Source organism: Stenotrophomonas sp. SMYL41, from assembly GCF_036319965.1.
GTDB lineage: Bacteria > Pseudomonadota > Gammaproteobacteria > Xanthomonadales > Xanthomonadaceae > Stenotrophomonas > Stenotrophomonas maltophilia_R.
The window spans coordinates 34995-61664 of sequence record NZ_JAWIRX010000016.1 but is presented as its reverse complement, the minus strand read 5'-3'; the positions used below and the strand labels follow the sequence as shown (position 1 = coordinate 61664).

Annotated in this window: 21 protein-coding genes; 11 read left to right on the top strand and 10 right to left on the bottom strand. The window is 67.6% G+C overall.

All coding sequences use genetic code 11. The features are described from left to right. Positions 1-83: 83 nt before the first annotated feature. The 3 genes from V3B30_RS17260 to V3B30_RS17250 are packed head-to-tail and all read right to left on the bottom strand — an operon-like array spanning position 84 to position 1873. Complete coding sequence (locus tag V3B30_RS17260) at positions 84-656, bottom strand: YceI family protein (protein WP_262082851.1); 573 nt, start codon at positions 654-656, stop codon at positions 84-86. Positions 657-659: 3 nt separating this feature from the next. Next, positions 660-1232, bottom strand: coding sequence for a cytochrome b (locus V3B30_RS17255; RefSeq protein ID WP_100473620.1), 573 nt, complete (start codon positions 1230-1232; stop codon positions 660-662). Further along, complete coding sequence (locus V3B30_RS17250) at positions 1229-1873, bottom strand: YceI family protein (protein WP_100473619.1); 645 nt, start codon at positions 1871-1873, stop codon at positions 1229-1231. The genes V3B30_RS17255 and V3B30_RS17250 overlap by 4 nt, the downstream gene beginning before the upstream one ends. 164 nt (positions 1874-2037) lie before the next feature. On the opposite strand from V3B30_RS17250, the gene V3B30_RS17245 reads away from it, so the two are divergent. Next, the gene (locus V3B30_RS17245) at positions 2038-5580 is read left to right on the top strand and encodes an ATP-binding protein (protein ID WP_262082850.1); all 3543 of its coding nucleotides are present in this window, start codon (positions 2038-2040) and stop codon (positions 5578-5580) included. Positions 5581-5676: 96 nt separating this feature from the next. Then, positions 5677-9204: a hybrid sensor histidine kinase/response regulator gene (locus V3B30_RS17240; RefSeq protein ID WP_262082849.1), complete on the top strand. Its 3528-nt coding sequence runs from the start codon at positions 5677-5679 to the stop codon at positions 9202-9204. Positions 9205-9694: 490 nt separating this feature from the next. On the opposite strand, the gene mdtD is transcribed toward V3B30_RS17240, so the two are convergent. From mdtD to V3B30_RS17215, 5 genes are all read right to left on the bottom strand, one after another. Further along, positions 9695-11104 (bottom strand): multidrug transporter subunit MdtD, encoded by a 1410-nt coding sequence (mdtD, locus tag V3B30_RS17235; protein ID WP_100475236.1) that lies wholly within the window; start codon positions 11102-11104, stop codon positions 9695-9697. A 92-nt stretch (positions 11105-11196) separates the two neighbouring features. Further along, positions 11197-12279 (bottom strand): uroporphyrinogen decarboxylase, encoded by a 1083-nt coding sequence (gene hemE, locus V3B30_RS17230; RefSeq protein WP_262082848.1) that lies wholly within the window; start codon positions 12277-12279, stop codon positions 11197-11199. Positions 12280-12304: 25 nt separating this feature from the next. Further along, on the bottom strand, positions 12305-12544 hold the full coding sequence (locus V3B30_RS17225; RefSeq protein WP_262082847.1) for a WGR domain-containing protein: 240 nt from the start codon (positions 12542-12544) through the stop codon (positions 12305-12307). 122 nt (positions 12545-12666) lie between these two features. Continuing rightward, on the bottom strand, positions 12667-13779 hold the full coding sequence (gene aroB, locus V3B30_RS17220) for a 3-dehydroquinate synthase (protein ID WP_262082846.1): 1113 nt from the start codon (positions 13777-13779) through the stop codon (positions 12667-12669). Beyond that, the gene (locus tag V3B30_RS17215; protein WP_100473612.1) at positions 13776-14318 is read right to left on the bottom strand and encodes a shikimate kinase; all 543 of its coding nucleotides are present in this window, start codon (positions 14316-14318) and stop codon (positions 13776-13778) included. The genes aroB and V3B30_RS17215 overlap by 4 nt, the downstream gene beginning before the upstream one ends. A gap of 101 nt (positions 14319-14419) precedes the next feature. Here V3B30_RS17215 and V3B30_RS17210 point away from each other — a divergent pair, with 101 nt between their 5' ends. Further along, positions 14420-14623, top strand: coding sequence for a dodecin family protein (locus V3B30_RS17210; protein WP_012511846.1), 204 nt, complete (start codon positions 14420-14422; stop codon positions 14621-14623). A 6-nt stretch (positions 14624-14629) separates the two neighbouring features. Here V3B30_RS17210 and V3B30_RS17205 read toward each other — a convergent pair whose 3' ends face one another. Further along, complete coding sequence (locus V3B30_RS17205; protein ID WP_100473611.1) at positions 14630-15457, bottom strand: kinase; 828 nt, start codon at positions 15455-15457, stop codon at positions 14630-14632. Positions 15458-15497: 40 nt separating this feature from the next. On the opposite strand from V3B30_RS17205, the gene pdxH reads away from it, so the two are divergent. The 3 genes from pdxH (at position 15498) to V3B30_RS17190 (ending at position 17088) form a co-directional block, all read left to right on the top strand. Continuing rightward, on the top strand, positions 15498-16097 hold the full coding sequence (gene pdxH / locus V3B30_RS17200; protein WP_100473610.1) for a pyridoxamine 5'-phosphate oxidase: 600 nt from the start codon (positions 15498-15500) through the stop codon (positions 16095-16097). 9 nt (positions 16098-16106) lie between these two features. Next, positions 16107-16466, top strand: a complete 360-nt coding sequence (locus V3B30_RS17195) for a hypothetical protein (RefSeq protein ID WP_262082845.1) — start codon at positions 16107-16109, stop codon at positions 16464-16466. Between the two features lie 160 nt (positions 16467-16626). Further along, on the top strand, positions 16627-17088 hold the full coding sequence (locus V3B30_RS17190; protein ID WP_100473608.1) for a DoxX family protein: 462 nt from the start codon (positions 16627-16629) through the stop codon (positions 17086-17088). 136 nt (positions 17089-17224) lie between these two features. On the opposite strand, the gene prpR is transcribed toward V3B30_RS17190, so the two are convergent. After that, positions 17225-18808, bottom strand: coding sequence for a propionate catabolism operon regulatory protein PrpR (gene prpR, locus V3B30_RS17185; RefSeq protein ID WP_262082844.1), 1584 nt, complete (start codon positions 18806-18808; stop codon positions 17225-17227). A gap of 155 nt (positions 18809-18963) precedes the next feature. Here prpR and prpB point away from each other — a divergent pair, with 155 nt between their 5' ends. The 5 genes from prpB to V3B30_RS17160 all read left to right on the top strand — a co-directional run bounded on the left by prpB (position 18964) and on the right by V3B30_RS17160 (position 26582). After that, complete coding sequence (gene prpB / locus V3B30_RS17180; protein ID WP_012511842.1) at positions 18964-19857, top strand: methylisocitrate lyase; 894 nt, start codon at positions 18964-18966, stop codon at positions 19855-19857. 36 nt (positions 19858-19893) lie between these two features. Then, entirely contained in the window at positions 19894-21051 is a 1158-nt protein-coding gene (prpC, locus tag V3B30_RS17175; protein ID WP_014038133.1) for a 2-methylcitrate synthase, read from the top strand. A 97-nt stretch (positions 21052-21148) separates the two neighbouring features. After that, positions 21149-23767: a Fe/S-dependent 2-methylisocitrate dehydratase AcnD gene (gene acnD, locus V3B30_RS17170; RefSeq protein WP_262082843.1), complete on the top strand. Its 2619-nt coding sequence runs from the start codon at positions 21149-21151 to the stop codon at positions 23765-23767. Between the two features lie 51 nt (positions 23768-23818). After that, the gene (prpF, locus tag V3B30_RS17165) at positions 23819-24997 is read left to right on the top strand and encodes a 2-methylaconitate cis-trans isomerase PrpF (RefSeq protein WP_262082842.1); all 1179 of its coding nucleotides are present in this window, start codon (positions 23819-23821) and stop codon (positions 24995-24997) included. Positions 24998-25121: 124 nt separating this feature from the next. After that, positions 25122-26582, top strand: coding sequence for a bifunctional 2-methylcitrate dehydratase/aconitate hydratase (locus V3B30_RS17160; RefSeq protein ID WP_262082841.1), 1461 nt, complete (start codon positions 25122-25124; stop codon positions 26580-26582). Positions 26583-26670: the final 88 nt, after the last annotated feature.

The following is a 26670-nucleotide window of genomic DNA, read 5'->3' as shown; positions in this document are numbered from 1 at the left end:
ATCTTGCGGTAGGGCCGGCCGCTGGGGGGCAACCCCGCCATGCCCGGTGATGCCGGCCAGCGGCCGGCACTACCAGACCCGCTTTATTTCGCGTCGAACTTCACGATCGTGCTGATTGCGGTGTCGTCCGGGATGGTCTTGGTGTCCGCCCAGTCACCGCCGCCGACGCCGAAGTCCAGGCGCTTGACCGTGGCCTTGCCGGTCAGCACCGGCTGGGTGCCCGGCTTCCAGGTGAAAGTGAGGGTGACCGGCTTGCTGACGCCGCGCAGCTCCAGGGTGCCATCGGCGGCGAACTGGTCGTTGCCCACTGCGCGGAAGCCCTTGGCGGTGTAACGCGCGGTGGCGAACTTGCTGACATTGAAGAAGTCGGCGCCCTGCAGGGTCGAGTCACGATCGCTGTTGCCGCTCTTGGCGCCAGCCAGCGGAATCACCACGTCCAGCGAACCGGCGGCCGGGTTGGCCGGGTCGAAGCTGAGCTTGGTGGCAAAGCCCGGGAAGCTGCCGGTGAACACTTCGCCGTCGTACTTGGTGGCGAACACCAGGATCGAGCCGGCGCCCGGGGCCTGCGCATAGTCCGCAGCAAGCGCCGGGACGGTAGCCAGCATGCCGGCCAGGGCGGCGGCCACGGCGGCCGGAGTGGTCAGTTTCAGGTTCATCGGTCAGTCCTTCTGAGGGGAGGCGAGCCAGCCGCGCGGCAACATGCGGGACAGCGTTGCATCGCGCTGGAACAGGTGGTGGTAGAAGGCAGCGCCGGCATGGGCCAGCACCACCGCGATCAACAGCCAGAAGCCGTATTCGTGGAGGGCATGGGACACCGCGACGACCTGCGGGTCGGGGCCGCTCAGCTTGGGCACGTCGACCAGGCCGAACCAGCGGAACGGGCGCAGGCCACTGGCCGAGTCGTACAGCCAGCCCGACAGCGGGATGGCGAACATCAGCACATACAACAGCACGTGGGTGGCACTGGCGATGCGTTCCTGCCAGCTGGGCACGCCCGGCACCGGCTTCGGTGCCCCGGCATACAGGCGCCAGCCTAGACGGAACAGCACCAGTGCCAGCACGGTGATGCCGATCGACTTGTGCGCGGTGTAGACCCAGAAGTACCTGGGCGTCTTGGGCAGTTCGCCCATGGTCAGGCCAACCACGCCCAAGGCGAGGATCAGCAGTGCGATCAACCAGTGCAGGATCTGGCTGACACTCCCCCAGGCGGCAGGGGTGTTCTTGGCGGTCATGAAGGGTCCTTGGGGGCCGTCGTGTTGTCGGAGTGTGGAACGGGGGCGGGAGTTCCCGGGGCGTCGCTGCGGTCGAGGGTGGCTTCAGCCTCGATCCTCACCTGTACCGCATCACCGATGACGCCCGGCCAGGCGGTGATGCCGAACGCGCGCCGGCTCAGCGTAGTACTGGCGGAAAACCCGGCGGTGCGTCGGAATGGAGGGAGCGGGTAGCGCTTGAGCGCGTTGAGGGTCACGTCCAGGGTGACTTCCTGGCTGACCCCGCGCAGGGTCAGCGTGCCGATCACATGCGCACGCTTGGCGTCGATCGGTTCGACCCGGCTGGAGACGAAGCGTGCGCTGGGGAATCGCTCGCCGTCGAGCAGGCTGCGGGCCAGCGTGGCCTGGTTCCACTTGGCGTCGCCCAGGTCCAGTCGCGACACGGGGATGTCCACTTCCAGGGTGGCGTCGCGCCAGTTGTCGGGATCGAACAGCACGCGGCCTTCGCTGCCGGACACCGTGCCCATGGCCTGCGAGTAACCCGCGTGGTCGATGGAAAACAGCACCCGCGTATGCACCGGATCGAGGCGATAGGTGTCAGCGGCCGCCCAGGCAGGGGCGGTGGCGAGCAGCATCGGCAGCAGGGCCAGGCAGGGACGCATCGATGGCGGGCTCCGGAAGGGGACGCTGTGATCATACGCACAGCCCCCTGCCAACGTTGCGTGCATGGCTGCAACAGTTCGTGGTGGCGCCACCGCTGGAAACACGCTGTTGCAGCCATGAACCCGGCCCTGTGTGACAATCGGCCCAGGACAGGGGGTTCAGGATGACGAGCGGCTGGCGCCGGTGGTGCCGTGGCATCGCAGGTATGGGTCTGCTGCTGGTGGCGATGGCCACGGCGGCTGCAACCCTGGACATGGCAGAAACACCGCGCCTGCGCCGATTCGGTGCCGCCGAAGGCTTGCCGTCGCGCATGGTGGTGGCGCTGGCCGAGGACCGCCAGGGCCACATCTGGGCGGCCACTGACGGTGGGCTCGCCCGTTATGACGGCAACAGCCTGCGGGTCTGGGAGCACGATCCGGAACAGCCGGGCTCGCTGCCTGGAAACGAGATCGAGACCCTGCTGATCGACCCGCTGGACCGGGTCTGGCTGGGCATCAACGGCAAGGGCGTTGCCCGCCTGGATGCCGATCGCGAACGCTTCCGGACCTTCGACACGGTCAATTCCACCTGCCAGGGGCAGTTCTGGGCACTGGCCTATGTCGACGACGCCTTGTGGATCGGTACCAACAACCATGGCGTCTGCCGTCTTGGCGAAGATGGCAGCGTGCGCCTTTTCACCCATGATCCAGCGCATCCGGGTGGCCTGCCCAGCAACAGCATCTTCACCAGCCTGGTCGATGCACAGGGCCGCCTGTGGGTGGGCACCGAAGCCGGTGTGGCACGTTGGAATGGCAGCGGGTTCGAGCCGGTAGGCGCGCGGGAACTGGGTACGCTGAGCGTGCTCCGGTTGAGCCGTGATGCGGAGGGTTCGATCTGGGTAGGCAGCCAGAACGATGGCCTGTACCGCATCGATGGCCAGGACCGGGTCAGTCGCCCGCGCTGGCCCGACAGCGCCCAGCTGCGCTCGGCCCTGGTCCTGGCCGATCGCCAGGGGGGCTACTGGGCTGGCACCTCCGATGGCCTGTTGCGAGGGGATGCGGCGGCGCTGCGCCGGCTGGAAGGCGACCGCGGCAGCGGCTTCCTGACCGCGCACAGCGGCGTGCTCGATCTGCTGCAGGATCACGAGGGCGGATTGTGGGTGGCGCTGCTGACCCAGGGCCTGGCCTATCTGCCGCCGGACTGGCGGCGCTTCTCGATCTGGAACCAGCTCGACGGCAAGCCGCTGGACAGCCAGTACCTGTTGAGCGCGGCCAGCGACGGGAAGAACTACTACGTCGGCTCGGCGCGAGGGGTGTACCAGCTGGATGCGCAGGGCACCCTGCGCCTGCTGGCCAGCGACCGGCAGCTCGGCAATGGCGTGGTGTGGTCGGTGTTGCCGCGCCCGGATGGTCGCCTGTGGCTGGGACGCGGCGGTCGCATCACTGTCTACGATCCGGCCACCGGCGCGCTGCGCGATCTGCGGATCGATGGCAGTGCCGACCTGCGCCAGCGCATCGACCTGATGCGGCAGGCGCCTGACGGCACGGTGTGGGTGTCGGTGATGGGCCTGGACCTGCAGCAGCGCAGTCCGGACGGGCGGCTGCTGCACAGCTATCCGCTGGAGCATTTCCGCGGAACGGCCGATGCGCCGATCGAGCAGATCCGCTTCGACGCCCATGGCCGGCCCTGGGTGATGGGCGACATGGGCATCTGGCGCGAGCAGGCTGGACGCTTCGAGGCAGTACCGGGCGTTTCGCGCGGGCCCATCTACGACCTGGTGTGGATCGATCCGCAGCAGTTGTGGCTGGCGCGCCAAGGTGCGTTCGAGCGCTACCAGTGGGATGGCATGAGCCTGCGCCTGATCCAGCGCATCGACGCCAGTGCGGGCGTGCCGCCGGTCACCATGGGGGGGCTGGCGCTGGCCGACAATGGCCAGCTGTGGGCCACCACGCCGCGCGGCCTGCTGCGCTGGGACCCGAAGACGCGGCGCCTGCAGCAGTTCAACGAACGCGATGGCCTCTCCGATGCGGAGTTCACCGGCCGCCCGCCGGCGGTCAACGCCGACGGCCGCGTGCTGGCCGTCACCCAGACCGGGTTGGTTGCCTTCGATGTGAATGCCGACGACACCGTGCTGCCGTCTTCATCGCTGGTGATCGCCGAAGTGCGGGTGCGCCGCGATGATGCGCGCGGCTGGCAACCGTTGCCGGTCACCGGCACCCTGTTGCTGGGACCGGATGACCGCGATCTGCAGATCGATGCACGACTGCTGTCCTACGCCAGCCCGCAGGGCAACCGTTACCGTTTCCGCGTGCAGGGTTACGATCAGGATTGGGTGGAGCAGGGGGGCGATGGCCAGCGCACCCTGTCGCGGCTGCCGACCGGCAGCTACGTCATCGAGGTGCAGGCGGCGACCGCCCGGGGCGCATGGACGCCTTCGCAGCAGTTGCATGTGAAGGTGCTGCCGCCGTGGTGGCGCAGCGGCATGGCGATTTTCGGTTACATCCTGCTGGGGTCGCTGCTGTTGGTGGTCCTGGTCTGGTCGGTCCGCGCGCGGCTGCGTCGTCGCCAGCAATGGCAGCTGACGGTGCACAAGCAGCAGCTGGCCGAGCAGGCCTCCCAGGCCAAGAGCCGTTTCCTGGCCACGCTTGGCCACGAAGTGCGCACGCCGATGACCGGCGTGCTGGGCATGAGCGAGCTGCTGCTGGCCACTCCGCTCGATCCGGTGCAGCGCGGTTACGCGGGGTCGATCCAGCAGGCCGGCAGCCATCTGCTGCGGCTGGTCAACGATGCGCTGGACCTGGCCCGCATCGAAGCCGGGCGGCTGGAGCTGGACCTGCATCCGTTCGACCTGGAGGAGCTGCTCGACCAGGTGCAGGGCCTGATGCAGCCGATGGCGCAGCAGCGCCAGCTTGAATTCCAGCGTGGTGAGGACCCCGCAGGGCCGGTCAGCGTCAGCGGCGACGAAATGCGTGTGCGCCAGATCCTGCTGAACCTGCTCGGCAACGCCATCAAGTTCACCGAGCGTGGCCACGTCGGCCTGGCCGTACGCCTGGAAGAAAAGGGCGGCCTGTGTTTCGAAGTGCATGACAGTGGCCCGGGCATCAATGCCGAGCAGCAGCAGCGCCTGTTCCATCGATTCGAACAGGCCGACGGCCCGCGCACCGCATCGCGCTACGGTGGCAGCGGGCTGGGGCTGGCGATCTGCCAGGAACTTGCGATGGCCATGGGCGGATGTATCGAAGTGGACAGCCAGCCAGGCAAGGGCGCGCGGTTCCGTGTGCGTCTGCCATTGCCCTGGACGCGGCAGTCCGCCAGCACGGCGGGCGAGGTGGCGGCCCTGCCGGAACTGCCGCCGCTGCGCATCCTGCTGGTCGAGGACGATGCCACGGTGGCCGAAGTCATCGCTGGTCTGCTGCGAGTGCGCGGGCACGAGGTGGTGCACGTGCTGCATGGCCTGGGCGCGCTGTCGGAGATCGCCACCGAGGGTTTCGACGTCGGCCTGCTCGATCTTGATCTGCCCGCACTGGACGGTACGGCCATCGCCCGCCAGCTGCGCACCATGGGCTATGAACTGCCCTTGGTGGCAGTGACTGCCCGTTCCGATGCCTATGCCGAAACCCAGGTACTGGCCGCAGGCTTCGATGGCTTCCTGCGCAAGCCGGTGACCGGCGACCTGTTGGTGGCGGCCATCGCCCAGGCGCGTGCGAAACGGCAGGCGACTGCGTGACTGCGTCGGCGCCGGGCGTGAACGGCGCGACTTTCGGTTTACCATGCCGACGCCCGCAGCGCGGGAATCATCAGGATCAGCGTGAGGAGGCAATCGGTGGTGTATCTGCGGGCGGCGATGCTGCTGCTGGTCCTGCTGTGCTGCGCGTTGCCCGCTGCGGCACAGCCGGTGCCTCCCAGCCCGCGGCAGGTGACGGTGTTCGATGGCTTGCCGTCCAATACCGTCAACCGCATGGCCGAGGACCGGTACGGTTACCTGTGGATCGCCACCAACGATGGCCTGGCCCGTTATGACGGGCGCACCTACCGGGTGTGGCGCTCGGAGGACGGGCTGCGTGACAACCGCATCTGGACGGTGCTGGTCGATGCCCGCAACCAGCTGTGGATAGGGACCGAGAATGCCGGCCTGGTGCGCATGTCGGCCGACCGTCGGCAGCTGCACTTCTACGACCGCAGCAGCCAGCCGTTGATGGGCACCAACACGGTCTGGAGCCTGGCCAGCACGCCTGACGGCTCGATCTGGTTCGGTACCCACGAAGGTGGCCTGTATCGATTGGACAGCCATGACCGCCTGCAGCGCTTCCTGCCCGAGCCGAACAATCCGCGCAGCCTGCCCTCCGCGTCGGTGCCCTACCTGGCCACGCTGCCCGATGGCAGCCTGTGGATCGGCACCAAGCATGGCGTGGCGCGCTGGACCGGGACCGACTTCGAGCGTGTCGGTACGGACGTCATTCCCAGTCTGCTGATCAACGGCTTGACCACCGAACCGGATGGCAGCCTGTGGATCAGCACGTTGGCCGGGGCCACCGTGCGCCGCCCGGATGGGCGCTTCGAGGCACCCCCGTGGAAGCTTCCGCCGGGCGAGCAGGTGCTGGGCATGATGCTGCGCGACGAGCAGGGCGGGCACTGGCTGGATACGCGCACCGGGCTGGGGCGCGCGGTCGATGGCCAGTACCAGACCGTGCCGCTGTACAGCGCGATCGCGCGCGAGCCGGTACGACCGAACTGGACCGGTGCCTATGAGGATCGGGAGGGGGGCATCTGGTTGGCCAGCACCAATGCCGGGCTGTGGCACCTGCTGCCACGCTGGTGGCAGTTCTCGGTGCTGTCGCGCCTGGAGGACGACCCCAGTTCGCTGCGCAATGCGCTGGTGCTGGGCACCAGCCCGTCCAGCAATGGCGGCGTCTGGACCGTGGGCAGCCATGGCGCGCTGGATCGCTTCGATCCGAAAACGGGCAGGATCGAACAGCACCGTACCTGGGTCAACGGCATGCACTGGTTGTCGTCGGTACGTGAGGACCGTCGCGGCCAGGTCTGGATCGGGTCGACCGATGCGCTGGTGCGCTACGACCCGCAACGGCGCGACGTGCGCCGCTGGGGGCGCGACGCCGGTGCCGATGCAGCGATGGAAGGGGTCATCGAAGCGATGATGACCTGCGATGGCGACAGCCTCTGGTTGATGCTGCCCGCAGGCCTGCAGCAGCGCGACCTCGACGGGCGCGTGCGTCGCCAGCTGGACAATGGCCAGCGCGGACTGCAGCAGGGCCAGCTCAACCTCGATGTGGAATGCGGTCCGCAGGACCACATCTGGCTGGCCAGCAGCCGTGGCCTGCTGCAGTGGTTGCCGGAAAGCGAGCGCTTCCAGCCGGTGCCGGGGGCGCCGGCAACCGCCATCCATGCGCTGCATGTGGGCGGCGATGGCCAGGTCTGGTTGTCCGAGGACGGGCGCCTGTCGCGATATCGCTGGAGCCAGGGGCGCCTGGAACGGCAGGCGGTGGTCGGTGCCGAACAGGGCTATCCGGCGATTTCCGCCTCTGGCCTGGTGGTGGATGCGCAGGGCGTGGCCTGGGCGACCAGCGCACGCGGCCTGGTACGTGTCAGCGCCGATGGGCAGAGCGTGCGCCTGTATGGCGTGCACGACGGCCTGCCAAGCCAGGAGTTCCGCGAGCACACCTTGATTGCAGCAGCCGATGGCCACCTGGTGGCCGGAACAGCGGCGGGCGCCGTGGTGTTCGATCCGGAGCAGGTGCGGCCTTCGGTACGTCGCGCCCCACTGGTGATCGAGCGGGTGGAAGTGCGCCGCAACGAGCAGGTGCTGGACATGACCCACGATGCACCGTTGCAGATCGCCGATGGCGACCGCGACCTGCGCATCGTCGCGCGATTGCTGTCCTTCGCCGACTCGGCGTCCAATACCTACCGCTACCGCTTGGCGGGCTACGATCCGGATTGGGTCGAAGTCGGCCCGGCGGGCGAGCGCCTGTTCTCGCGCCTGGCGCCGGGAAGTTACCGGCTGGAAGTACAGGCACGCTCGGCCGACCATGTGTGGTCGCGGGTGCAGAGCCTGGAATTCCGCGTGCAGCCGCCGTGGTGGCGCAGCCTGTCCGGCCTGCTGGTGCTGGCGTCGGTCGGATTGCTGCTGACCAGCTGGTTCGCCTGGCTGTACCGACGCCGCCTGCAGCGGCGCCACGCCTACCAGTTGGCGCTGCACAAGCAGGAACTGGCCGAGCAGGCCTCGGCGGCCAAGACCCGCTTCCTGGCCAACCTTGGCCATGAGATCCGTACACCGATGACCGGCGTGCTGGGCATGAGCGAGTTGCTGCTGGCATCACCACTGGACCCGCAGCAGCGTGGCTACACGCAGTCGATCCGGCATGCTGGCGAGCACCTGCTGCACCTGGTCAACGATGCGCTGGACCTGGCGCGTATCGAGTCCGGCCGCCTGGAACTGCAGTCGCAGTCGTTTGCCTTGAATGGCCTGTTGCACGACCTCGCGGCCCTGATGGGCCCGCTGGCCGCACAGAAGGGCCTGCGCTTCACCCTCGACAACCAGCTGCCGCCGGGCCTGCAGGCGACCGGTGATGCCATGCGCGTGCGGCAGATCCTGCTCAACCTGTTGTCCAATGCAGTGAAATTCACCAGCCGCGGCACGATTACCCTGCATGCACGCTGCGATGGCGAACTGCGCGCGCTGCATTTCGAAGTGCGCGATACCGGCCCCGGCATCAGCCAGGAACAGCAGCAGCGCCTGTTCCGCCGCTTCGAGCAGGCCGACGGTGCACGTACCGCAGCGCAGTACGGTGGCAGCGGCCTCGGCCTGGCGATCTGCCGCGAGCTGGCCCATGCAATGCAGGGGCGGATCCAGGTGGAGAGCCAGCTGGGCCGAGGCACCTGTTTCGGCGTGACCCTGCCGTTGCCACTGGTGGTGGACAGTGATGCCGAGGCGTCCGGGGAGGGCAATCGCGACGAGGCGGCGAACATGCCACCGCTGCGGGTGCTGCTGGTCGAGGACGATGCCACCGTGGCCGATGTGGTGCGGGGGCTGTTGAGCGCACGCGGCCACGAGGTGGTGCATGCGGGCCACGCGCTGGCGGCGCTGCGCGAGATCAGTGCCGGCGATTTCGACGTCGGCCTGCTGGATCTGGACCTCCCGGGCCTGAGCGGCTTCGAACTGGCCCAGCACCTGCGCAACCAGGGCTACATGCTGCCGTTGCTGGCGGTGACCGCACGCACCGATCCGGACCTTCAGCAGCAGGTGGAAGCGGCCGGCATCGGTGGCTTCCTGCGCAAGCCGGTGACCGGCGAGCTGCTGGTGGAAGCGATCGCCAGGGCGATGGGAAGGTAGGGATTCAGCAGGGCCTGCGGCCCTGGTACACGCCATCGCATGCGCGCTGTCGCTCCCACGCTTCGCTGCGCGAAACGCGGGCCCCTCTTACCAGCACCCATACCCCGGCCGCTTCGCGGCCGCCCCCTGACTCAGGGGGCTTTCCCTCGAGACCTGTCCTGGTGGCCAGTAGATCCACGCCATGCGTGGATGAATCTCTGTCAGATATCAAAATGGATCTGACCCTATGTTCATTTCGATTTCTGACCGATGTGTCGACCAAGGTCGACAGCCACCAACAGCAGCGACCATCTGTCAGAGGTGGGGCGGTGTCGGGTTGCGGGGTGTCAGCCGCATGGATGCGGCTGCCAAGCCTACAAGGACGTACTTGCGGCGTCCCCGCAACCCGACACCGCCCCACCATCCCACGGAATGCTGCTTTGGCTGTTGCTTCAGCTGTTGCCGTTGCCGTTGCGTGTAGCGGGTGCAGGGCCGCAGGCCCTGCCAGACCTCACTCCGCGACGTGCTCGACCTGCCGCGGTTCAGGCTTGGTGTCGGGCAGCTGCCAGAAGATCATCGTCGAGGTCAGCGTGATCGCGCCCACGCACAGGAACGTGGCATGCAACGCCGCAGTAGCGTCGGTGCTGTCCAGGTGGGTGCCGAACGCGGCCAGCAGGCTGCCGGCGGCTGCGGCGCCGAAACCGGCGGCCAGCATCATCACCATCGACAGCAGGCTGTTGCCGGAACTGGCGAATTCGCGGTCCAGATCGCGCAGGGTCACGGTGTTCATCACGGTGAACTGCAGGGAATTGACCGCGCCGAAGAAGGCCAGCTGCAACAGGCGCCAGGCCAGGTGCTGGCCCGGTGTCATCAGGATGAAGCTGGCCATTGCCAGGCCGACCAGCACGGTGTTGACCATCAGCACGCGGCGGTAGCCGTAGCGCTCGACCAGCTTTACCGCCAGCTTCTTCGACACCATGCCGGCGGCCGCCACCGGCACCATCATCAGGCCAGCGTGCATCGGGCCCAGGCCGAGGCCGACCTGCAGCAGCAGCGGAATCAGCATCGGCATGGCGCTGCTGCCAATGCGCGAGAACAGGTTGCCGAGAATGCCGATGCGGTAGCTGGGCACGCGGAACAGTGCCAGCGAGAACAAGGGCGCAGTGGAGTTGGCGGCGTGCAGCCAGTAACCCACCAGCGCGGCCAGGCCGGCGACGGTCATCAGCATGACCAATGCGTGTGGCGTACCGAGCCCGGAGATGCCGTCCAGCGCCAGCGACAACACCACCATCGCGAAGGCCAGCATGATGTAGCCGCGCAGGTCGAAACGTGTGCGATGGCTGGCGTAGTGGTCGGGCATGATCTTCATCGCGGCGATGAAACCGATCACGCCGATCGGCAGGTTGATCAGGAACACCCAGTGCCACGAGGCGATCTCGACCAGCCAGCCGCCCAGCGTCGGGCCGATCAACGGGCCGACCAGGGCCGGGATGGCGATGAAGCTCATCGCGCGCAGGAAATCCTCGCGCGGCACCGAACGCATCACCGCCAGCCGACCGACCGGCAGCAGCATCGCACCGCCGATGCCCTGCAGCACGCGCGCGCCGACCAGCTGGTGCAGGTGCTGGGCCAGCGCGCAGGCCAGCGAGCCGAGGGTGAACAGGATGATCGCCACCAGGAAGGTGCGCCGGGTGCCGTAGCGGTCGGCGATCCAGCCCGAGGCAGGAATGAAGGTGGCCACCGCCAGCGCATAGCTGAACACCACCGACTGCATCTGCAGCGGGCTCTCGCCCAGGCTCGCCGCCATTGCCGGCAGGGCCGTGTTGACGATGGTCGAGTCCAGCATCTGCATGAAGATCGCCAAGGACACCAGCCACAGCAGGGGGCGGTGGCGGTTGTAGGTCGATGACGATGTAGGCATGGCGTGCGGCCGGTGCAGCGTGGGGACCGCCATGATCGCGCAATGCGGGTCACGGCGCGATCAAGGACGCGCCGTACCTGCATGCGCAATGCTCAGCGTTGGCTGTGCGCGTGCACCGCGTCGACCAGAACCTGCACATGCGCAGGGTCCATGTCCGGCGACATGCCATGGCCGAGGTTGAACACATGGCCCTCGCGCGAACCGCCGTTGCCGGCCGCGTAGGTGTCGAGCGCGCGCGCGGCGGCCGCGGCGATCGCATCCGGTGAAGCGTACAGCGTGGTCGGGTCGAGGTTGCCCTGCAGCGCGACGCGGCCACCGGTGCGGCGCATCGCCTCGTCCAGGTCCAGCGTCCAGTCCAGGCCCAGTGCATCGGCACCGGTCTGCGACAGCGCTTCCAGGTGCAGGCCGGTGCCCTTGCCGAACAGGATCAGCGGGGTGCGCTCGCTGCCCTCGCCACGGTCCAGGCCCTGGGCAATCCGCTGCAGGTAGCGCAGCGAGAACTCGCGGTACATCGCCGGCGAGAGTACGCCGCCCCAGGTGTCGAACACCTGCAGCGCCTGCGCACCGGCCGCGCGCTGCGCACCGAGGTAGGCAATCACCGCTTCGGTGGTGACCTCCAGCAGGCGATGCAGGGCCTGCGGATGGTTCAGCGCCATCGCCTTGATGCGCGCGAAATCCTTGCTGCCGCCGCCTTCCACCATGTAGCAGGCCAGCGTCCAAGGGCTGCCGGAGAAGCCGATCAGCGGCACCTGGCCGTCCAGCTCGCGGCGGATCAGGCGTACCGCATCCATCACGTAGCCCAGGTCCTGTTCCATGTCCGGCACCGCCAGCTTGGCGATGGCCGCTTCATCACGCACCGGGTGGCGGAACTTCGGGCCTTCGCCTTCGACGAAGTACAGCTCCAGGCCCATCGCATCGGGAATGGTGAGGATGTCCGAGAACAGGATGGCCGCATCCAGCGGGAAGCGGCGCAGCGGCTGCAGGGTGACTTCGCAGGCGATCTCCGGGGTCTTGGCCATGGCCAGGAAACTGCCTGCCTTGGCCCGGGTCGCGCGGTATTCCGGCAGGTAGCGGCCGGCCTGGCGCATCAGCCAGACGGGGGTGCAGTCCACCGGTTCGCGGCGCAGGGCGCGCAGCAGGCGATCGTTGCGGAGAGGGCTGGTCACGATGGGCATTCCTTGGACGGGAGGAGCAGCGGCGTCAGTCGCCGTGCGAAAGGATCTGGAAGTCGCGATGCAATTCGGCATCGCGGGCCTTCTCGAAGGCGTGGCGGGCTTCGTCGGCCTGCAGGAACAGTTCGCGCCGCAGCTGCGAGCGGCTGCCGACGCGGCCGCTCTCGCGCAGCAGCTCCCAGCCACCGAACAGGTCCGGCAGCAGGCTCAGGCGCAGGAAACGCGGTGCCTGCGCACCGGCGTCGGGATGTTGCAGGAAGACGTGCATGGCGCCGATTGTAGCGGGGCCAGGGTGACCCCGGCCGCAACGCGGTCGTGCCGGCCGTTGGCCGGCAGCCTCATGAAACCTCCCCGGTAGCGCCGGGCCATGCCCGGCGAGCGCGGAAACGATCAGCCCGCGCCCAGCACCTTCAGCACCGCCGCTTCATCCACGTCCGGCACCACTTCAGCGCGGCCCATGCCACGCCACAGCACCAGGCGCAGGCGGCCGGCCACGTTCTTCTTGTCCAGGCGCATGCGGCCGAGCAGGGCCTGCGGGTCCAGCCCGTCCGGGATCGCCACCGGCAGGCCGAGGCGCTCCAGCAGCGCCTGCAGGCGCGCGCGGTCGGCGTCGTCGGCCAGGCCGAGGTCGGAGGACAGCTTTGCCGCCAGTACCATGCCCACCGCCACCGCCTCGCCATGGTTCAGCGCATCGCGACCCGGGGCCGAATAGCCCTGTTCGGTCTCGATGGCATGGCCGAAGGTATGGCCGAGGTTGAGCAGGGCACGCTCGCCCTTCTCGAACGGATCGCGCTCGACGATGGCAGCCTTGTGCCGGCAGCTGCGCGCGATGGCTTCGGAAAGCACGTTGTCTTCGCCGGCGATCAGCGCATCGGCATGCTGCTGCAGCCATTCGAAGAACACCGCGTCGCCGAGTGCGCCGTACTTCACCACTTCGGCCAGGCCGGCGCGCAGCTCGCGCGGCGGCAGGGTGGCGAGCACGCGGGTATCGGCGATCACCGCGCGCGGCGGATGGAACGCGCCGACCAGGTTCTTGCCGGCCGGAATATCGACTGCGGTCTTGCCGCCCACCGACGAATCGACCATCGCCAACAGGGTGGTCGGAAGCTGTACGCAGTCCACGCCGCGCATCCAGCAGGCGGCAGCGAACCCGGCAAGGTCACCGACCACGCCGCCGCCGAGTGCGAACACGCAGGCATCTCGGGTGGCGCCGAGCGCGGCCAGCGCTTCGATCGCGCGGCCGAATTCGGCCAGGGTCTTGGAGGCTTCGCCCGCGGCCAGCACGTGCTCGCCGACGATCAGGTCGGGGCGTGCGGCCATCAGCGTCTGCTTCACGGCGTCCAGATAGCGCGGGGCCACTTCGCTGTCGCTGAGCAGCAGCACGTGGCGGCCGCGAACATGCGAGGCCAGCGCGGCGCCGTCGGCCTGGGCACCGGCGCCGATGGTGATGGAGTAAGGGCGGTCGCCGCCAACGGCGACCTGCAGCAGGGCGGGGGAAGTCATGCGGTCAGGTCCTGGCGCTGCCATTGCGTGGCCAGCTTGACCACCAGGTGGGCGGTCGCGTCGGCAGCGGTATACGGGTCGGTATCAAGGGTGAGGTCGGCCAGTTCGCGGTACAGCGGGTCGCGGTGTGCAGCCAGATCGTGCAACACCTGCTCGCGGTCCGGGCGCTGCAGCAACGGCCGAGCCTTGTCGCGGGCCAGCCGTTCCAGCTGCGCGGCCACACTGACCCGCAGGTAGACCACGAAGCCGCGCCGGGCGATCAGTGCACGGTTGCCGGGATCCAGCACGGCGCCGCCACCGGTGGAAACCAGCTTGCCGCGGCCGTCCAGCACGCGCGCAAGGGCCTGGCGTTCATGGGCCCGGAAGCCGGCTTCGCCGGAATGCTCGAAAATGGTCGGGATGCTGGCGCCGGCGGCATCGACGATGGCCTGGTCGACATCGACGAAGTCCAGCGTGAAGCGCTCGGCCAAGCGGCGGCCGATGCAGGTTTTACCGGCGCCCATCGGGCCGATCAGGATCAGGTTCGGAGCAGGATTCATGCCCCTGTGATCCTAACACCTCTGTGCCGTGGCCTTTACGTTCTTCACGTCAGGGTGGCCGTTCCTGCGGGGGTTTTCCCGCGCCTGACGGAGTACCCGCCATGACGGTCGCCAAAGTCATCGAAATCAATGCGTCCTCGCCCAAGAGCGTGGAGGATGCCGTGCGCAGTGGCTTGAAGAAGGTGTCCGGGACGGTCAAGGGCATCCAGGGTGCCTGGATCAACGAAACCAAAGTGGTGACCGATGGCAACGGCGAAATCACCGAATGGCGGGTCAACCTGCGGGTGACGTTCCTGGTGGAATAGGCGCCCTCAGCGCACCGCCTGCACCTGGCGCTGGCCATCAAGCATCACCACGTGGTCGGCCAGGCGCGGGAGGGCATGCAGTGCCTGCCGGCTGACCCGCTCGTAGTACTGCACGAAGCGCTCCAGCTGCGGCCGGCTCATGCCGTGCCGGCCCGGCTGCGCGGCCTGCAGGTTCTGTTCCTGCTGCCAGCGCCAGCGCGGCACCACCGAGAAATCCGGCGGCTGCAGGAACCACAGGCGGTCGCAGCGCTGCCACAACGCAGGGTAGTCGCGGGCCAGCGCCTGGTTGCACCAGCGGCGCCAGCGGCCATCGCCGTCGGCCTCGCGCTCCAGCGCGTTCAGTGGACTTTCAAGCGCGTCGTCATCCTGTGCCGGCGTGCCCAGGAACCAGCCTTCGAATACCAGCAGGTCCAATGGTTGCTGCAACTGCGGCCATTGCGCCTCGGGCAGGCGCTCGTCGGCCAGCTTGTCGAAGCGCGGCATCGCGAAGGGCTGGCGTGCGGCCACCGCGTCCAGCACCGCGTGGGCCAGCGGCAGGTCATGGGTGCCGGGCGGGCCACGGGTGATCAGCAGCGGGTGCACCTGGCGGGCCAGTCGCTGGCGCTGCGCGCGGGTGAGGTAGACGTCATCGATCGACAACGTAGCGGCGTTCAGGCCGCGTGCCTGTGCGCGCGCCACCACCTGCGCGGCCAGCGTCGATTTGCCGCTCCCCTGCAGGCCGCTGATCGCCAATACTGGCACTGCTGCGCCGCTGCCCAGTGCATCGTCCAGCACCTGTTCGGCCAATGTTTCGGGGAATCCTTTCACCTGGGGCATATACGCAGCAGCGGCCATGCAGCCACAATAGCCCAATCCGTGTGAGAAGACCGCAATCATGAGCGACCTGTACGCCGAAGCCCTGTCCACGTTTGCCGGCCTGTTCGAAGAGGCCAAACAGAGCCGCGAGGTCGAGCCGAACGCGATGACCGTGGCCACCGCCGATACACGGGGCCGTCCCTCGGCGCGCACTGTGCTGCTGAAGGCCTTCGATGAGCGTGGCTTCGTTTTCTACACCCACCTGGACAGCCACAAGGGCCGGGAACTGCAGGCCAACCCACAGGCCGCGCTGCTGTTCCTGTGGCGCAGCCTGCGCGAGGCCGGCATCCAGGTGCGCATCGAGGGCCGTGTCGAGCAGGTGGCAGACACCGAGGCCGATGCCTATTTCGCCAGCCGCCCACGCATGAGCCAGATCGGCGCCTGGGCCTCGCAGCAGTCGAAGACGCTGGCAACGCGCGAGGAGTTCGACGCCCGCGTGGCCGAGATCGAAGCCCGCTTCGAAGGCAAGGACGTGCCCCGCCCGGATGGTTGGAGCGGTCTGCGCGTGGTACCCGACCGCATCGAATTCTGGTACGGCGCGCAGTTCCGGCTGCATGAACGCTGGTGCTATGAGGCCGGCGCCGAGGGGCGCTGGAGCAAGCGCCTGCTCTACCCGTAAGGCTGCGCGATGCAACGCCTGCCGATGTACCGCGTGGTGGTATTCGTGCCATCGGTAGCACTGGACGCGGTGAAGCAGGGCATCCTCGCCGTGGACGCGCTGGCCGCCGGTGACTACGAGCACGGGATGTGGTGGTCGGCGCCGGGGTTCGAACAGTTCCGCCCGCGCGTGGGCGCGTCGCCCGTGCAGGGTGTGGCGGGTCGCACCGAAGTGGTCGGCAGCGTGCGCCTGGAACTCTGCCTGCCGCGTGATCCGCAGCGGCTGCAGTGCATCTTCGAGCAGGGCATCGTGCCGCATCATCCCTGGCAGGTGCCGGTGGTGCAGGTCGAGGAAATCGAGGTCCTGTTGGCCGACGGGTTGCTGCCGTAGAGTGGAGCCCTGCGCGGCTGCTGTTGTCCCGGCAGGGAAGGCAATCGAGCATGGCTCGGCACTACGGGAGCAGGCTGGCCGAACCAACCGGTTCGCTTCATCTGCGAGCAGGCCAGTGACCGGCACACTCCGACGAATGCCCTCGACTTCCGGAGTTGCCATGCCCTCCTGGCGTTGCCTGTTTGCCGTGCCTTCACCGCGCCGTGGCGTGGAAGCCTTCCTGCTGCTGCTCGCCCGCATCGTGGCCGGGGTGATGTTCTGTGTGTCCGGCTGGAACAAGCTGTTCACCGACGCGGGGCGTGAGCGCATGGTGCATACGCTGGTCGACGCGGGCATTCCGTTCCCGGTGTCCAGTGCGCCGGTACTGGGTGCGATTGAATGGATCGCCGGCGGCCTGCTGGTGCTGGGGTTGTTGAGCCGCCCCTCGGCCTTGCTGCTGGCGGGCATCTGTGCGGTAGCAGCACTGACCGATGGCATCACGCGCATTCCTGCGGGACTGAGCGTGCCGGATTGGCTGAGCTGGTTCTTCTACCTGAGCGAAGTGCCGCTTGGGGTGCTGCTGTTATGGGTTGCGGCGGCAGGGAGCGGTCGGTTCGCCTTCGAGGCACGTTGGGCGCGGTGAGCGTGCCTCGTCCGCACGCAGCCGGAGCGCGTCTGCAGCATCTGGCGTGTTCCGGTAGCTCCACGCCATGCATGGATGAGATGCTTGACGGAAGAGCGGTGCGAACCAGGGGCCGCACCCACCAGACAACGAGTGGTTACAACCCCTCCGCGCGCAGCCAGCGCCATAGCGTGGTGCGTGACACGCCCAGCGCCTGCGCCATGCCTTCGCGGTCATTGCGGTGCTCCTGCAGCAGTGTTTCCAACTGAGCACGTGGCGGACGCCTGCCGCTGCTTTCCACGGGCAGTGCAGCGATGCCGTCATTGACCAGCTCAGGCGCCAGCTGCAGCAACCGGGCCGCGTCGATCAATCCTTCGCCGGATTGCCAGTGGATGCGCAGCCGATCCACCAGGTTGCGCAACTCACGCACGTTGCCGGGCCACTCGGCGGTGGTCAGTATCGCCAGTGCGTCCTCATCCAGTGGTGCATCGATGCCCCGCAGCTGGCGGAAGAAATGCTGGGCCAGCAGCGGGATGTCCGCACGCCGCGCACGCAGCGGCGGCAGCGCGATGCGCAGCGCTGCCAGGCGGTAGTAGAGATCGCGCCGGAAGCTGCCGGCTGCCACGCGCTGTTCCAGCGACTGCAGGGTGGCGGCCACCACGCGCAGGTCCACCGGCGTCGGCTCGGTGGCACCCACGCGCAGCACTTCACGTTCCTCCAGTACGCGCAGCAGCCGGGTCTGCAGCGGAAGCGGCAGCTCGCCGATTTCATCCAGGAACAGGGTGCCGCCATCTGCAGCTTCGACCAGGCCGACACGCCCCCCACGGCGTGCGCCAGTGAAGGCGCCATCGCTGTAACCGAACAATTCCGCCTCCAGCAGCGATTCGCTGATCGCGCCGCAGTTCAGCGCGACGAAGCGTCCACGACGACTGCTGGCGGCGTGTAGCTGGCGCGCGACCAGTTCCTTGCCGGTGCCGGTTTCGCCGCTGACCAGCACGGTGCTGTCATGTGGGGCGTAGAGCGCGATCTGCGCGCGCACCTGCGCCATCGCATCGCTGTCGCCGAGCAGTTCATGCGCATCGGCACGCGCTGCCGGGCGCCGGCGCGGGGCAGGGCGATGGCTGCCGGAACGTGCCAGGGCCTGGGTCAGTTCCAGCGCATGTTCGAACGCCTGCCGTACCGAGTCGGCCGAATACAGCAGCACCCCGGGCAGGCCGGCCTGTTCGGCGTGGTCGATGGCCATGCCGGTGCCGACGATCACCTCGATGCCGTTGGCGCGCAGGTCGGCGATGCAGTCGCGCGCATCCTCGCGGGTGACGAAACGGCGATGCTCGATATCCAGGCCGAAGCTCTGCTGGAAATTGCTGAACACCGGTACGTCGCTGGCGTGGGTGACCAGGCCGATGCGGCTGGCGATGCGGCGGGCGCGGGCCAGCGCCTCCATCAGGTCGAAGCCGTTGGCCTGGATCGGCACCAGCGGCAGCTCCAGCCTGCCGCGCAGCCAGGCGGCGTTGGAGCCGCCGGCGATCACCACGTCGCAGTGCTCGCGTCGCAGGCGCTGGCCGATCACCTCCACCGCTTCCTCGAAGCCGAGGTTGATCTGCTCGATGCGCGCGCGGCGGTCGAACTCGGGAATGACGTCGCCGAGCAGGCCGGTCAACCGCGAGACGCTGACGGTCCAGATCACCGGGCGGCCGGGGTCGGCATCGGCGTGGCGCAGGGGCGAGCGGGGCAGGTACATGACGGTGAGGGGTGATCAGGGTGTTTCATGATACATCTGTTTCAACGTTTCATATGTTTCACTGTTGCGTGAGCGTCATCCCCGTGAAATCAACGGCTTGCAGCTTGGCATGGTGCTTGCGCCTACCCCGTCGTTCTTCAAACCTGGATTGCCGCATGACTGCTTCCGCCCCTTTCTCCGCCGGTGCCCGCTTCCGTGAGGCGCTGGCTGCCGAATCGCCGTTGCAGGTGATCGGCGCGATCAACGCCAACCACGCCCTGCTGGCCAAGCGCGCCGGCTTCCGCGCCATCTACCTGTCGGGTGGCGGCGTTGCCGCGGGCTCGCTGGGCCTGCCGGACCTGGGCATCAACACCCTGGAAGACGTGTTGATCGACGTGCGCCGCATCACCGATGTGTGCGACCTGCCGCTGATGGTCGACATCGACACCGGCTTTGGCCCGAGCGCGTTCAACATCGCGCGCACCGTGAAGTCGCTGATCAAGGCCGGCGCGGCCGCTTGCCACATCGAGGACCAGGTCGGCGCCAAGCGCTGCGGTCACCGCCCGGGCAAGGAGATCGTCTCGCAGGGTGAAATGGTCGACCGGGTGAAGGCGGCCGCCGATGCCAAGACCGATCCGGACTTCTTCCTGATCGCACGCACCGACGCCATCCAGGTGGACGGCGTGGACAAGGCCATCGAGCGCGCCATCGCCTGTGTCGAGGCCGGTGCCGACGGCATCTTTGCCGAGGCTGCCTACGATCTGGACACCTATCGCCGCTTCGTCGACGCGGTGAAGGTGCCGGTGCTGGCCAACATCACCGAATTCGGTGCCACCCCGCTGTTCAGCCGCGATGAACTTGCTTCGGCTGGCGTTGCCATCCAGCTGTTCCCGCTGTCGGCCTTCCGTGCGGCCAACAAGGCCGCCGAGAACGTCTACCAGGCGGTGCGCCGCGATGGCCATCAGCGCAATGTGGTGGAGAGCATGCAGACGCGCGAAGAGCTGTACGACCGCATCGGCTACCACGCCTTCGAGCAGCAGCTCGATGCACTGTTCGCCGCCAAGAAATAAGCAGTACCCTGCACCATCAAGTTTTCGGAGGGAAACATGAACGATACGACCGCAACCCCGACCTTCAAGCCGAAGAAGTCCGTCGCCCTGTCCGGCACCGCTGCCGGCAACACCGCGCTGTGCAGCGTGGGCCGCAGCGGCAACGACCTGCATTACCGCGGCTACGACATCCTGGACCTGGCCAACACCAGCGAGTTCGAGGAAATCGCCTACCTGCTGGTGCACGGCAAGCTGCCGACCCGCGCCGAGCTGGTTTCGTACAAGGCCAAGCTGAAGTCGCTGCGTGGCATCCCGGCTGCGGTGAAGGCGGCGCTGGAAGAACTGCCGCCGTCGGCGCACCCGATGGACGTGATGCGCACCGGCGTGTCCGTGCTCGGATGCGTGGCGCCGGAGAAGGATGACCACAACCATCCGGGTGCGCGCGACATCGCCGACAAGCTGATGGCCTGCCTCGGTTCGATGCTGCTGTACTGGTACCACTGGAGCCACAACGGCCGCGCCATCGACGTGGAAACCGACGATGACTCGATCGGTGGCCACTTCCTGCACCTGCTGCACGGCGAGAAGCCGCAGGAATCGTGGGTGAAGGCGATGCACACCTCGCTGATCCTGTACGCCGAGCACGAGTTCAACGCCTCGACCTTCACCTGCCGCGTCATCGCTGGTACCGGCAGCGACATGTACAGCGCGATCTGCGGTGGCATCGGCGCGCTGCGCGGCCCGAAGCACGGCGGCGCCAACGAAGTGGCGTTCGAGGTGCAGAAGCGCTACGACAACCCGGATGAGGCCGAGGAAGACATCAAGGCCCGCGTCGAGCGCAAGGAAGTGGTGATTGGTTTCGGCCACCCGGTCTACACCGTCTCTGATCCGCGCAACAAGGTGATCAAGGACGTGGCCCGCGAGTTGTCCGAAGAGCAGTCGAGCATGAAGATGTACGACATCGCCGAGCGCCTGGAATCGGTGATGTGGGACATCAAGAAGATGTTCCCGAACCTGGACTGGTTCAGCGCCGTCAGCTACCACATGATGGGCGTGCCGACTGCCATGTTCACCCCGCTGTTCGTGATCGCCCGTACCGCTGGTTGGAGCGCGCACATCGTCGAGCAGCGCATCGACGGCAAGATCATCCGCCCGAGCGCCAACTACATCGGCCCGGAAGACCGCGACTTCGTCGCCATCGACAAGCGCGTCTGATCCACCTGCTGTATCCATCCGGCCGGCCGCGTGCCGGCCGGATGCTTTCGCCGCCGCACCGCCGGCACCCGGCCCGCCCCAAGCACTCCGCCAGCCCATGAATACCGATTACCGCAAGAACCTCCCCGGCAGCGCGCTGGATTATTTCGACGCGCGCGCCGCCGTCGATGCGATCCAGCCCGGCGCCTACGCCACCCTGCCGTACACCTCGCGCGTGCTGGCCGAGAACCTGGTGCGCCGCTGCGATCCGGCCACGCTCGGCGATTCGCTGAAGCAGCTGATCGAGCGCCGCCGGGACCTCGACTTCCCGTGGTTCCCGGCGCGCGTGGTGTGCCACGACATCCTCGGCCAGACCGCACTGGTCGACCTGGCCGGCCTGCGTGATGCGATCGCCGACAAGGGCGGTGACCCGGCCAAGGTCAATCCGGTGGTGCCGGTGCAGCTGATCGTCGACCATTCGCTGGCGGTGGAGTGCGGTGGCTACGACCCGCAGGCGTTCGAGAAGAACCGCGCCATCGAAGATCGCCGCAACGAAGACCGTTTCCACTTCATCGACTGGACCAAGCTGGCGTTCCAGAACGTGGACGTGATTCCGCCGGGCAACGGCATCATGCACCAGATCAACCTGGAGAAGATGTCGCCGGTGGTCTACGTGCAGGACGGCGTGGCCTTCCCGGATACCTGCGTGGGTACCGACAGCCATACCCCGCACGTGGATGCGCTGGGCGTGATCGCGATTGGTGTCGGCGGCCTGGAGGCGGAGAACGTGATGCTGGGCCGCGCGTCGTGGATGCGCCTGCCGGACATCATTGGTGTCGAGCTGACCGGCAGGCCGCAGCCGGGCATCACCGCCACCGATGTGGTACTGGCGCTGACCGAGTTCCTGCGCAAGGAGCGCGTGGTCGGTGCATATCTTGAATTCTTCGGCGAGGGTGCCGCGGCACTGACCATCGGTGACCGCGCCACCATCTCCAACATGTGCCCGGAGTACGGCGCGACCGCCGCGATGTTCTACATCGACGGGCAGACCATCGATTACCTGCGCCTGACCGGCCGCGAGGAATCGCAGGTGGCGCTGGTGGAGAACTACGCGCGTACCACTGGCCTGTGGGCCGACGACCTGGCCACCGCGCAGTACGAGCGCGTGCTGCGCTTCGACCTGTCCAGCGTGGTGCGCAACATGGCTGGCCCGAGCAATCCGCATCGCCGCCTGCCGGTGGCCGAACTGGCCGAGCGCGGCATTGCCGACGAAGCCAAGCTGGAAGCGGGCAAGGCCGAGCAGGCGCAGGGCCTGATGCCTGATGGCGCGGTGATCATTGCCGCCATCACCAGCTGCACCAATACCTCCAATCCGCGCAACGTGATCGCCGCCGGCCTGCTGGCGCGCAAGGCCAATGAACGCGGCCTGCTGCGCAAGCCCTGGGTGAAGTCGTCACTGGCGCCGGGCTCGAAGGCGGTGCAGTTGTACCTGGAAGAAGCTGGCCTGCTGCCGGATCTGGAAAAGCTCGGCTTCGGTATCGTCGCCTTCGCCTGCACCACCTGCAACGGCATGAGTGGCGCGCTGGATCCGGCGATCCAGCAGGAGATCATCGATCGCGACCTGTATTCCACCGCCGTGCTGTCGGGCAACCGCAACTTCGATGGCCGCATCCACCCGTATGCGAAGCAGGCCTTCCTGGCCTCGCCGCCGCTGGTGATCGCCTATGCCATCGCCGGCACCGTGCGCTTCGACATCGAGAAGGACGTGCTGGGCGTGGATGCCGATGGCAACGACGTGCGCCTGAAGGATATCTGGCCGAGTGACGCCGAGATCGATGCGGTGGTGAAGGCTTCGGTGAAGCCTGAGCAGTTCCGCAAGGTCTACAACCCGATGTTCAACGTGCGCGTGGAGCATGGCGCGGCGGTCAGCCCGCTGTATGACTGGCGCCCGCAGAGCACCTACATCCGCCGTCCGCCGTACTGGGAGGGCGCACTGGCCGGTGAGCGCACGCTGTCTGGCATGCGCGCGCTGGCGGTGCTGCCGGACAACATCACCACCGACCACCTGTCGCCGTCCAACGCGATCCTGGCGTCCAGTGCCGCCGGTGAATACCTGGCGAAGATGGGCCTGCCGGAAGAGGACTTCAATTCCTACGCCACCCACCGCGGTGACCACCTGACCGCGCAGCGCGCCACCTTCGCCAACCCGAAGCTGTTCAACGAGATGGTGCGCAACGACGACGGCAGCGTGAAGCAGGGTTCGCTGGCGCGCGTGGAGCCGGAAGGCAAGGTGATGCGCATGTGGGAAGCGATCGAGACCTACATGGACCGCAAGCAGCCGCTGATCATCATTGCCGGCGCGGACTACGGCCAGGGCAGCTCGCGTGACTGGGCGGCCAAGGGCGTGCGTCTGGCGGGCGTGGAAGCGATCGTGGCCGAAGGCTTTGAACGCATCCACCGCACCAACCTGATCGGCATGGGCGTGCTGCCGCTGGAGTTCAAGCCCGGCACCACCCGCCTGACCCTGGGCATCGACGGCACCGAGACCTTCGACGTGGTCGGCGAGCGCACCCCGCGTGCCGACCTGACCCTGGTCATCCACCGCCGCGACGGCCAGGACGTGAGGGTGCCGGTCACCTGCCGCCTGGACAGCGACGAGGAAGTGGCGATCTACGAAGCCGGTGGCGTGCTGCAGCGCTTCGCCCAGGACTTCCTGGAAGGCGCCAAGGTGGCGTGAGACATCCGACGGCCCGGCAACGGGCCGTCATTCTTTGCAAGGAACACATCCATGACCTTCCTCCCGCAACTCCGTATTCCCGCCACCTACATGCGCGGCGGCACCAGCAAGGGCGTGTTCTTCCGCCTGCAGGACCTGCCCGGAGCGGCGCAGGTGCCGGGTGCCGCACGCGACGCACTGCTGATGCGCGTGATCGGCTCGCCCGATCCGTATGGCAAGCAGACCGACGGCATGGGCGGCGCCACCTCCAGTACCAGCAAGTGCGTGATCATTTCCACCGCCTCGGTGCCGGATCACGATGTGGATTACCTGTATGGCCAAGTGTCCATCGACACCGCCTTCGTCGACTGGAGCGGGAACTGCGGCAATCTCAGCACCGCGGTGGGCCCGTTCGCGATTGCCAATGGCCTGATCGATCCGGCCCGCGTGCCGCGCGACGGCCTGTGCACCGTGCGCATCTGGCAGGCCAACATCGGCAAGACCATCATCGCCCACGTGCCGATGCGCGATGGCGAAGTGCAGGAGACCGGCGATTTCGAGCTGGATGGCGTGACCTTCCCCGCCGCCGAGATCCAGCTGGAATTCATCGATCCCTCCGATGACGGCGATGCTGGCGCGATGTTCCCGACCGGCAATCTGGTGGACACCCTTGATGTCCCCGGCGTGGGCAGCTTCGAGGTGACGATGATCACCGCCGGCATTCCGACCATCTTCCTCAATGCGGCGGATCTGGGTTACACCGGTACCGAGCTGCAGCCGGCGATCAACGAGGACAAGGCGGCCCTGCAGAAGTTCGAGGCCATCCGCGCGCACGGCGCGCTGCGCATGGGCCTGATCTCGAAACTGGAAGACGCGGCGACCCGCCAGCACACGCCGAAGGTCGCCTTCGTGGCACCTGCACAGGATTACGTGTCGTCCAGTGGCAAGGCCATTGCGGCCTCGGCCATCGATCTGAACGCGCGTGCGCTGTCGATGGGCAAGCTGCACCACGCGATGATGGGCACCGCCGCCGTGGCGATCGGCACCGCGGCGGCGATTCCGGGCACGCTGGTCAATCGCGCGGCCGGCGGTGGTGAACGCGAAGCGGTGACCTTTGGTCACCCCTCCGGCACGCTCCGCGTGGGCGCCCAGGCCGGGCGCGTTGACGGCCAGTGGACGGTGACCAAGGCCATCATGAGCCGCAGCGCCCGCGTGCTGATGGAAGGCAAGGTGCGGGTGCCGGCCGAATGATGCATTGGTAGTCGCCAACCAGGGTTGGCGACTACCAAGCCGCAGAGACCGATTGCTTTGGTAGCTGCCAACCCTGGTTGGCATGGTGCACGGGCAACCGTGCACCGCAACGAGGAGATCGACGATGTCTGACAGCCGCCCCCCCTCCAACGAGCGTGCAGCGTGGGATGCGCTGTTGGTGGACATCGTCGACTACGTGCGCGACGCGCGCATCGACTCACCCCTGGCGTTCCAGACCGCGCACCACTGCCTGCTTGACACGCTGGGCTGCGGTTTGGAAGCGCTGTCCTTCCCGGCCTGCAGCAAGCTGCTCGGTCCTCTGGTGCCGGGCATCAGCGTGGTCAACGGTGCGCGCGTGCCGGGTACGCACTACGAGCTGGACCCGGTGCAGGCGGCCTTCAACCTGGGCGCGATGGTGCGCTGGCTGGATTTCAACGACACCTGGCTGGCCGCCGAATGGGGCCATCCGTCGGACAACCTGGGCGGCATTCTTGCCGTGTGCGATTGGCTGGGGCGCAACGCACAGGCTATGCGCCGCCCAGCGCCGACCCTGCATGACGTGCTGCTGGCGATGATCAAGGCACACGAGATCCAGGGCGTGCTGGCCCTGCAGAATTCCTTCAACCGGGTCGGGCTGGATCACGTGGTGCTGGTCAAGGTGGCTACTACCGCAGTAGTAGCGCAGCTGCTTGGCCTGGATCGCGAACGCATGCTCAATGCGCTGTCGCTGGCCTGGGTCGATGGCCAGGCGCTGCGCACCTACCGGCATGCGCCCAACACCGGTTCGCGCAAGAGCTGGGCGGCCGGCGACGCCACCAGCCGTGGCGTGCGCCTGGCGCTGATGGCGGCCAGTGGCGAGATGGGCTATCCCAGCGTGCTGAGCGCGCCGACCTGGGGCTTCGAGGCGGTGTCCATGCATGGCCAGAGGCTGACGCTGGGGCGACCGCTGGGCAGCTACGTGATGGAGAACGTGCTGTTCAAGATCAGCTATCCGGCCGAGTTCCACGGCCAGACCGCGGTGGAGGCAGCGATCGCGCTGCACCAGCAGCTGCGTGCGCTGGGACGGCGGGTCGAGGACATCGCGCACATCGCGATCCGGACCCAGGAAGCCTGCATCCGCATCATCGACAAGCAGGGGCCGCTGCACAACCCGGCCGACCGCGACCACTGCGTGCAGTACATGGTCGCCATCGCGCTGCTGCATGGGCGGCTGGTGGCCGAGGACTATGAGGACGACGTGGCGGCGGATCCACGCATCGACGCACTGCGCGCGAAGATGGCCTGCCATGAGGATCCGCAGCTCAGCGCCGACTACCTGGACCCGGACAAGCGCAGCATCGCCAACGGCCTGAGCGTGCGCTTCGCTGATGGCACCGAACTGCCGGAGGTACTGGTGGAGTACCCGCTCGGCCACGCTCGACGCCGCGAGGAAGGCATTCCGCTGCTGATGGACAAGTTCCGCCGGCACCTGGCCCACCGTTTCCCGACCGCCCAGCAGCAGCGCATCCTGGCCGCATCGCTGGACCCGGTGGCGCTGGCGGCAATGCCGGTGACCGACTACGTGGACCTGTACCTGCCGGGGTGAGGCCGCTCTGGTGGATGCCAACCTTGGTTGGCATGGGGGGGGCGCCAACCAAGGTTGGCGGCAACCAGGTCCCGGGCGGGACCGGCTT